This is a genomic window from Actinomadura bangladeshensis, from assembly GCF_004348335.1.
GTDB lineage: Bacteria > Actinomycetota > Actinomycetes > Streptosporangiales > Streptosporangiaceae > Spirillospora > Spirillospora bangladeshensis.
In genome coordinates this window covers 1-7,480 of sequence record NZ_SMJW01000333.1, presented here as the reverse complement: position 1 = coordinate 7,480, position 7,480 = coordinate 1, and the positions used below count along the sequence as shown (strand labels likewise).

At 70.5% G+C, this 7,480-nt stretch carries 6 protein-coding genes and 1 tRNA gene; 1 reads left to right on the top strand and 6 read right to left on the bottom strand.

The genetic code is table 11. The annotated features are described in order from the left end of the window. The 6 genes from E1284_RS36640 to E1284_RS36615 all read right to left on the bottom strand — a co-directional run. The coding region (locus E1284_RS36640) for a serine/threonine-protein kinase (protein WP_131944736.1) at nucleotides 1-1,137 on the bottom strand (1,137 nt) is incomplete at its 3' end. Continuing rightward, on the bottom strand, nucleotides 1,134-2,609 hold the full coding sequence (locus tag E1284_RS36635; protein WP_243714969.1) for a peptidoglycan D,D-transpeptidase FtsI family protein: 1,476 nt from the start codon (nucleotides 2,607-2,609) through the stop codon (nucleotides 1,134-1,136). The genes E1284_RS36635 and E1284_RS36640, both read right to left, overlap by 4 nt. Before the next feature lie 141 nt (nucleotides 2,610-2,750). Beyond that, nucleotides 2,751-4,337: an FtsW/RodA/SpoVE family cell cycle protein gene (locus tag E1284_RS36630; RefSeq protein WP_131944734.1), complete on the bottom strand. Its 1,587-nt coding sequence runs from the start codon at nucleotides 4,335-4,337 to the stop codon at nucleotides 2,751-2,753. Continuing rightward, a complete protein-coding gene (locus E1284_RS36625) occupies nucleotides 4,338-5,906 on the bottom strand; it encodes a Stp1/IreP family PP2C-type Ser/Thr phosphatase (RefSeq protein ID WP_131944733.1) in 1,569 nt (522 codons plus the stop codon). Further along, a complete protein-coding gene (locus E1284_RS36620; RefSeq protein ID WP_131944732.1) occupies nucleotides 5,903-6,394 on the bottom strand; it encodes an FHA domain-containing protein FhaB/FipA in 492 nt (163 codons plus the stop codon). Before E1284_RS36620 ends, E1284_RS36625 begins: the two co-directional genes overlap by 4 nt. 11 nt (nucleotides 6,395-6,405) lie before the next feature. Further along, nucleotides 6,406-7,161, bottom strand: a complete 756-nt coding sequence (locus E1284_RS36615; protein ID WP_067627928.1) for an FhaA domain-containing protein — start codon at nucleotides 7,159-7,161, stop codon at nucleotides 6,406-6,408. A gap of 128 nt (nucleotides 7,162-7,289) precedes the next feature. On the opposite strand from E1284_RS36615, the gene E1284_RS36610 reads away from it, so the two are divergent. Continuing rightward, nucleotides 7,290-7,372, top strand: a tRNA-Leu gene (locus tag E1284_RS36610). The last annotated feature ends 108 nt before the right edge of the window (nucleotides 7,373-7,480 follow it).

Here is a 7,480-nt window from a genome sequence, read left to right as displayed (position 1 = left end):
GGCGGGCGGGTCCCGCTCGTCCTCGGCGGACCCCGCGAACGCCAGCCCCTTCCACAGGGAACCGATCACGATCACGCAGACCACGACGAGGACGGCCGCGACGGACGCGTACGTCACCGCGGTGCGTCGTTGCACTGTCCCGTCCGTGAGGCTATCTGCCGCTCGGTCAGCGTCAAATCCCGACGAAGGAGCCGATTGGGTAACGATGGGGTCTCTGCCGGGAGAGACCACCGTGCCCGGCCGCGCCGCGGGCCGTGCCCCGGACTGCGCACCGGACCGTCCACCGGGCTGCGCCCCGGGTCGCGCACCGAACGGCGCGCCGACCAGCGCCGCGCGGATCGCCAGCGCCCGGGCCGCGACCGCCCCGGCGTCCCGCGGGCGGTCCAGCGGGTCCTTCGCGAGCATCTCCATGATCAGCTCGCGGGCGGCCGCCGGCACCCGGGCCGGCAGCTCCGCCGGCGCGTCCCGGACGTGCTTGAGCGCCACCTCCACCGGCGTCGACCCGTCGAACGGCGGCGCGCCCGTCAGGCACTCGTAGGCCACCACGCCCAGCGAGTACAGGTCCGCCTTCGGCGACAGCTCCTTGCCCTGCGCCTGCTCGGGCGAGATGTAGTGCGCCGTCCCCATGACCATGCCGGTCTGGGTCTGCGACGCCGCCGCCAGCCGCCGGGCGATCCCGAAGTCGGTGATCTTCAGGATGCCGTCCGGGGACACCATCAGGTTCGCCGGCTTGACGTCCCGGTGCACGATCCCCGCGTCGTGCGCGACCGTCAGCGCCCGTCCCGCCTGCACCACCAGGTCGAGGACGGCCTCCAGCGGCAGCCCGCCGCCCCGCGCGAGGACCTCGTCGAGCGGCTCGCCCGCCACCAGCTCCATCACCAGGAACGTCCGGCCGCCGTGCTCGCCGAAGTCGAACGCCCGCGCGATGCCCGGATGCCGCAACTCCATCGCGAACCGCGCCTCGGACTCGAACCGGCCCCGCGCCCGCATGTCCGAGCCGAGCTCCAGCCGCAGCAGCTTCACCGCGACCTCCCGGCCGGAGCGCACGTCCACCGCGCGCCAGACCTCGCCCATCCCGCCGACCGCCAGCCGCTCCAGCAGCCGGTACCGGTCGTTCAGGACGAGGCCCGTGCTCACTTCTGCAGGACCTTCGCCATGATCGCCCCGGCGATCGGGCCCGCGTTGCCGGCGCCCGAGCCCGGCGCCTCGGTCATCACCGCGAACGCGTAGCGCGGGTTGTCGACCGGGCTGAACCCGACGAACCAGTTGGCGTTGGGGTTGCCGGGGCCCTGCTCGGCGGTGCCGGTCTTACCGGCGATCCGCTGGCCCTGCAGGTTCTTCGCGGTGCCCTCGGAGACCACCGCGCGCATCATGTCCTCCAGCTGCCCGGCCTGGTCGCCGCTGATCGGCTTCGCGAACTCCTCCGGCGAGGCGCCGTACAACTGGCTCTGGTCCTTGGCCCGCACCGTCTGCACCACGTACGGCTTCATGATCTTGCCGCCGTTGGCGACCGCGCACGCGACCATCGCCATCTGCAGCGGCGTGGCGCGCACGTTCTCCTGGCCGATGCCGGACCGGGCCGTCCCGTCCTGGCCGGTCGGGGTGGTCTTGCCGCTCGCGTCGGTGTAGGCCACCGGGACGTCGCTCTCGGCCGTGTAGAAGTCGGGCTCGAGCTGGATCCGCTTGTTGAACCCGAACTCCCCGGAGCCGTCGTGCAGCTTCTGGATGCCCATGTTCAGCGCCATCTTCGCGAACGTCGTGTTGCAGGACTCGGCGAACGCGCCGCGCAGCGAGGCCGACCCGCCGCAGCTGCCGCTGTCGTGCGAGTTCGGCAGCGGGCGCCCCGACTCCGGCAGGAGCAGCTGGCCGGTGTCGACGGTCGTCGAGCTGGTGGCGCCGAGGGTCTTCATCGCCAGCGCCGACACCACCGTCTTGAACGAGGAACCGGGCGGGAACGTCTGGCTCAGCGCGTTGTCGATCAGCGGCTTCACCACGCCTTCGCCCTCGTTGAGCTGCTCCAGCCGCTTCCCGCCCTTGGTGCCGGTCTGCGGCGCCACCTCGTTCGGGTCGAACGACGGCCACGACGCCGCCACCTTCACCGCGCCGGTCTTCACGTCGATCACCACGGCGCCGCCGCGGCGGCCCTGCTGCGTCTTGGCCTTCAGCTGCGCGTACGCGGTGCGCTGCGCGTCCGGGTCGATCGTCAGCTCGACGTTCGCGCCGTCGGCCTTCTTGCCGATGAACACGTCGAACCAGTGCTGCTGGGTGATCCGCTTGTCCTTGCCGCCGAGCAGCGAGTTGTAGGCGCGCTCGACCTGCGTGGCGCCGCCGTTGAAGTAGCCCGTGACCGGGGCGAAGATCGGCCCGTCCTTGTAGGACCGGCCGTACTTCGGGTTGTCCTTCCCGGTCTCCTTGGACGTCACCAGCACCTCGCCGCCCGCGGAGATCTGGCCCCGCGGCGAGTTGAACACGTCCGCGTACTGCCGGGCATTGGCCGAGTCGGTCCGCAGGTCCTCCGCCTGGCTGCCCTGGACGTAGTTCACCTGCGCCATCAGCCCGAAGAACAGCAGCAGCGCGAAGATCGCCACCCGCCGAACCGGCTTGTCCATGTTCATTGGGCCTCGCTCCGCTCGGCTGCGAGCGAGCCCGGGAAGGCGCCGCCTTCCCTCGTCACGTGCTCGCTCCTTCGTCGCTCCGCGCGCTCCTCAGTCCAGGCGACGCCGGCTCGCTCGCTGTTCATAGGGGGGAAGTCACCTCGTGCTCACGATCTGGGTCATGCCCTCGTCCTGGATCGCCTGGGGGGCCGGCTTGCGCGCGTCATGGCTCATCCGGACCAGGATCGCGATCAGGATCCAGTTGGCCATCAGCGACGAACCGCCCTGCGACAGGAACGGCGTCGTGAGACCGGTGAGCGGGATGAGCCGGGTGACGCCGCCGACGATCACGAAGACCTGGAGCGCCAGCACGAACGACACACCGCCCGCGAACAGCTTGAGGAACGGGTCCCGCGCCGCCACGGCCGTCTTCATCCCGCGTTGCACGATCAACGCGTAGATCAGCAGGATCGCCATCAGCCCGGTCAGCCCGAGCTCTTCGCCGAGCGAGTCGAAGATGAAGTCGCTGAACGACAGCGGCGTCCGCCACGGCTCGCCCTGGCCGAGGCCGGTGCCGAGCACCCCTCCCTGGCCGAGCGCGAAAAGCCCCTTCATCAGCTGCGCGCTGTCGGAGTACTCGCCGCCCAGGTTGGCGCAGGCGGTGAACCCGGGCGAGATGACGCCCGGCTTGTCGTACTTCTTGTAGATCTCGGTGTCGGGGTTGACGGGGACGACCTTGCCGCTCTCCAGCAGGCAGCCGCCGTCGAAGTACGGCTTCGGGTTCTGCCAGATGTCGATGCGCTGGTTCACGTGCCCCATGAACGGCAGCAGCGTCGCGATGAACACGCCCACCGCGAGCAGCCCGACGCCGATCACCACCCAGGAGACCCGCTGCGTCGCGATGTACAGCATCGAGATGAACAGGCCGAAGAACAGCAGCGCGGTGCCGAGGTCCTTCTGCAGGAACAGCACGCCCAGGCAGAAGAACCAGATCACCATGATCGGGCCGAGGTCGCGGCCCCGGGGCAGGCTGACCGGGCCCAGCTTCTTGCCGATCAGCGACATCGCCTGCCGCTTGTTCACCAGGTAGCCGGCGAAGAACACGACCAGCAGCAGCTTCGCGAACTCGCCCGGCTGCACCGAGAAGCCCGCGATGTTGATCCACACGCGGGCGCCGTTGATCTCCGCGCCGATGCCCGGCACGATCGGCAGGATCAGCATGATGATCGCCGACAGGCCGATCAGGTAGGTATAGCGCTGCGCCGTCTTCGGGGTGAACGACAGCCGGGCGTCCGTCTTCTCGGTGTCCCGCATGATCAGGACGGCGACGACGAACAGCGTGATGCCGACGAACGTCCAGATCAGCTGGCCGGGCGCCTTCGCCGCGTCCTCCAGCAGCTTCTTGCCCGCCGCGGCGGCCGCCTTGCGGTCGGCGCTGGTGTCCAGGTCGAGCCGGTAAATCATGGTGAGGCCGAGGCCGTTCAGCGCCACTGCGAGCGGCAGCAGCAGCGGGTCGGCGTACGGGGTGAACTTCGCCTGCACGAAGTAGGCGATGAAGGCCAGTACCGCGAGGCCGCCGCCGTACACGAACAGCCCGGCGGGCAGGCTGCCGTCACGGGCCAGCCCGACCTCCGCGAACGCCGACAGCGTCAGCACCATCGCGAAGATCAGCAGGGCCAGCGAGGCCGCGTTGCGCTGCTGGTACGGCAGCCGTGCCCTGATCTGCTCCCCGAGCGAGTGCATCTACGAGCTCCCCCCGCCCGAGGGGCAGTCCGGTATGCCCGGGTCGTTGGTCTTGCACTTGTCGCGGCGGACCTTCAGCTCGGCGAGCGCGGCCGTCGCCGCCTCCCGCCCGATGAAGGTGAACTCGCCCTTCCTGACCTTCGTCGCGTCGGACACCGGCAGCTGGGCGACCGGGACGTCACCCGGCTGGACCGCGGTCTCCTGGCAGTTCTGCTGGTCGCGGCCCCGCACGACGCCGACCTTGCCGGACTGCTCGACCAGGGTGTACTTGCAGACGCGATCCACCAGCGTGTCCCACGCCGCGGGGCCGTCCACCGTGTAGGTGTCCTTGACCTGCTGCTGCAGGTCCTGCGGGAGGTCGGCGACCTTGATCGGCTGCAGCTTCGAGGCGTCCGCCTTGCGGGACAGGTCGAGGCCCGGCACCTTCTGCGGCGTCCCCCGGAACAGGACGACGTTGCCGTTCTCCGCACCGATGTAGTAGCCGTTCCGGACGTTCTGCAGCAGCACGAACCCGCCCGCCACCACGCCCACCACGACCACACCGGCCACCACGACCAGCCATGTCCAGCGGCGGGCTCCGCCGCGCCGCGGCCGCTCCATCGGCGCCTGCTGCATCGGCGGCGGGGCGCCCATCGGGTCCGCCATCGGCGCCGGTGCGGGCGGCGGCGGACGCTCGTCCACCGCCACGGGCGGCTGCGGGCGCGTGTCGCGCAGCTGCGCCGCCCGGCCCGCCGGGGTGTCGGCCACCGTCGTGTTCGCGCCGGGACCGCCGCCCGGCGGCTCCGGCGGCGCCGCGTTCGCCGCCGCGCCCACCGCGTGGCCGGGGCCGCCCGTCGGCGGCTGCCGCTCCAGGTCGACCACGTCGGCGACGACGCAGGTGATGTTGTCCGGGCCGCCGCCCCGGTTCGCCAGGTCGATCAGCTGCCGGACGGCCTGGTCGGGCTCGTCCACGTCGGTGAGCACCTGGAAGATCGTCTCCGCCGTGACGACGCCGGACAGGCCGTCCGAGCACAGCAGGTACCGGTCGCCGACCTGCGCCTCGCGCAGCGACAGGTCGGGATCGACCTCGCCGCGGCCGTCCAGCGCCCGCAGCAGCAGCGACCGCTGCGGATGCGACGCCGCCTCGTCCGGGCTGATGCGGCCCTCGTCCACCAGCGACTGGACGAGCGTGTGGTCGTGCGTGATCTGGAACAGGCTGCCGTCGCGCAGCAGGTACGCGCGGGAGTCGCCGATGTGGACGAGCGCGATCTGGTTGCCCGCCCACAGCATCGCGGTCAGCGTCGTCCCCATGCCCTGCAGGGCCGGGTCGGACTCGACGATGCGGTGCAGGTTGTCGTTGGCCGTCTTGACCGTGTGCTCCAGCGCGGCCAGCAGCTCCGTCGCCGGAAGGTCCTTGTCCAGCGCGCGCAGCGCCTCGATGGCGGCGGCGCTCGCGATCTCCCCGCCGACGTGGCCGCCCATGCCGTCGGCCACCGCGAGCAGATGCGCGCCCGCGTACGCCGAGTCCTCGTTGCCCTCGCGCAGCATGCCGACGTCGGAGCGCGCGGCGTAGCGGATTCCCAGTGTCATTTGCGCAGCTCGATCACGGTCTTGCCGATACGGACCGGGACGCCGGGCGGCACCGGCATCGGCCGGCTCACCTTCGTGCGTCCGAGGTATGTCCCATTGGTCGAGCCGAGGTCTTCCACGATCCACTGACCGTCCTGCGCGAAAATTCGGGCATGCCGGCTGGAAGCGTAGTCGTCGGTCACGACCAGAGTGGCGTCATTCGCCCGGCCGATGGTGATGGGCACCCCCGTGAGGTCGATGACGGTGCCGGCCCGCTCGCCCTGCACCACCACCAGCCGCGTCGGGGCGCCGTGCTGGGCGCTGCGCTGCTGCTGCCGCGGCGGCTTCGGCTGCCTGGGGGGACGGGACGGGGACGGGCGCGTCGCCGCCTTCGTGGCGGCCTTCGAGCCGAACAGGTCGGCCCGGATCACACCGACGGCCGCGATGACGAACAGCCACAGCACCGCGAGGAACGCCAGCTTGATCAGCGTGAGGGTGAATGGGGACATCGGAGTCGGGGTTACTCCCTATCGCGGCGGAACACAAGGGTTGTCCGGCCCATCGTGACCCGGGAGCCGTCCACCAGCGTGACCCGCCGGATCGGCTGCCCGTTCACGAACGAGCCGTTGGTCGACCCTAGATCCACGAGAGCGATTTCGGGACCTTCTACGCGGATCTCGGCATGATGCCGGGAAACGCCCGGATCGACTAGGCGCAGGTCGCAGTCCGTGCCACGACCCAGCAGAGTCACGGGGGTGTTGATCTCATAGGTGCGCTGCGTCGTGTCCGAACCCTCCACCGCCGTCGTCACCAGCAGCCGCGGATGCCCCCCGAAGACACCGCCGCGCCCGCCCTGCGGAACATCGCTCACCGGCCGGCGGATCTCCCCGCCCTCCACCGTCGAGCCCCGGATCACCCCCGACCGGATCCGGAACATGCCCGTGGCGAGATCCCCGGCGTTCTCGAACCGCACCCGCACCGGCCCCACGAAGGAGTACCCCTGCTCCTTCGCGTACTCCCGCGCGAGATTCGCCAGCTCCTGGCTCAGGCTGTCGGCGTACACCTGCAGCCGCTGCCCGTCCTGCTGAGAGATCTCCACGACGAAGTCGTTCGGCACGAGCGTGCGGCCCTGCGCCACGATCGCCGCCCTATCGTCCATCTCGCGCTGCACAGCACTGGCCACCTCGACCGGCTGCAGCTCGGACTTGAAGGCACGGGCGAAGGCCCCTTCGACCATGCCCTCCAGCCGTCGCTCGAAGCGCTGAATGACGCCCACGGGCACCTCCCTTCCCCACTGGTAGACGATCGTATCGGTGCGAAGGTTCGCTAGGAGTATCCGAGTACCTAACCACTACCCCGACCGTGCTAGCCTTTTCAGGCACCCGGAAACGGGGCGGCACCCATGGGCGGGTGGCGGAACGGCAGACGCGCACGGTTCAGGTCCGTGTGTCCGAAAGGATGTGAGGGTTCAAATCCCTCCTCGCCCACGAACGAACGAGTTGGGAGTGATGTGTCGGCGGAGAGCGCCGACCGTCACTCCTTCGTCATGTTGACCCGGGGGCGACCCCCGAACCCCTGATGCAGGGGCTCCGCCC